Below are 999 nucleotides of genomic sequence, written 5' to 3' on the forward strand. Positions count from 1 at the left end.
TCGCAATCGTATAACAAAGCGTTAAAGCGGACGCATACAACAGCGGAGCTTTTTTCTAACACCATAAGTGCGCCGCTTAACTTATTCGTTATGTGCCTATGAGGTAGCAAATGGGTTTTCAGGCTTTAGCGACGATAAAAATCATGGATTACGAGACGCCAGATTTTCAGCCTAGAATATTCACCGGTATTAGGCCAATTATTCGATACGAAGGAATGATTGGTGGTTCATGTGCATTAGATCTTGGAGATGAAAAGGAAGCATTTCCGGGAGAAACTGTAGAAGTCGGCATAGACTTCCTCAATCCAGAAAATCATAAACCACACATGTATGTTGGTCTTAATTTTGGACTGTATGCAGGCAACAGAAAACTTGCAGAAGGAATAATCAATGTTCTTGATTAGGACGGCACATAACAAAAAAATTAAGTCACTCACTTCGTTCGCTGGGACGCATACACGTGGGCTGCTTCGCATTTTAGCCCACGCGTCTGCGCCCCTTATTTAAAAGTTATGTGTCTAGATTAGAAAATGAAGATAATTAAATACTTTCAGGTTTTTGAGCTTTTAGCTGGTGTTGCCTTTGTCTTTATTGCGTTGCTTGCTCATTCAAATACGCTTTTTTGCTACACGAATAAAGAAAGTTGCGGGATGGTTGAACCATTAATTAGCCTTTGGGGCTTTTTGTTCGGTTCTGCCCTATTGGTTTCGGGAATGAGCCTGAATTACTCAGGTAAAAAGCGCTGGCTTGGGCATAGTCTTCTCGTACTTGTTGTTTTTTATGCGGTAACTATCCATTGAGACACATAACAAAAACATCAAGTCGTTCGCTACCGCTCACTGGGACACATACTCATTGGCTGCTCCGCATTTTAGCCAATGAGTATGCGCCCCTTATGTTAAAAGTTATACGGTACGAGCGTTAAGACCTAGAGAAATATACTCGTAGCGAACCCAATAAACAGTCCCAAAAGTCAGTAGTAACGTTTGAGCTTTTATG

2 protein-coding genes are annotated in these 999 nt (G+C 41.3%); both read left to right on the forward strand.

Features of this window, described 5'->3' with window-relative positions:
• The first annotated feature begins 110 nt into the window (after positions 1-110).
• The gene (locus tag J3L16_RS15830; protein ID WP_207614033.1) at positions 111-404 is read left to right on the forward strand and encodes a hypothetical protein; all 294 of its coding nucleotides are present in this window, start codon (positions 111-113) and stop codon (positions 402-404) included.
• A 126-nt stretch (positions 405-530) separates the two neighbouring features.
• A complete protein-coding gene (locus J3L16_RS15835) occupies positions 531-800 on the forward strand; it encodes a hypothetical protein (RefSeq protein WP_207614034.1) in 270 nt (89 codons plus the stop codon).
• The last annotated feature ends 199 nt before the right edge of the window (positions 801-999 follow it).

The sequence above is a fragment of the Alteromonas sp. 5E99-2 genome, assembly GCF_017368475.1.
Classification (GTDB): Bacteria; Pseudomonadota; Gammaproteobacteria; order Enterobacterales; family Alteromonadaceae; genus Alteromonas_F.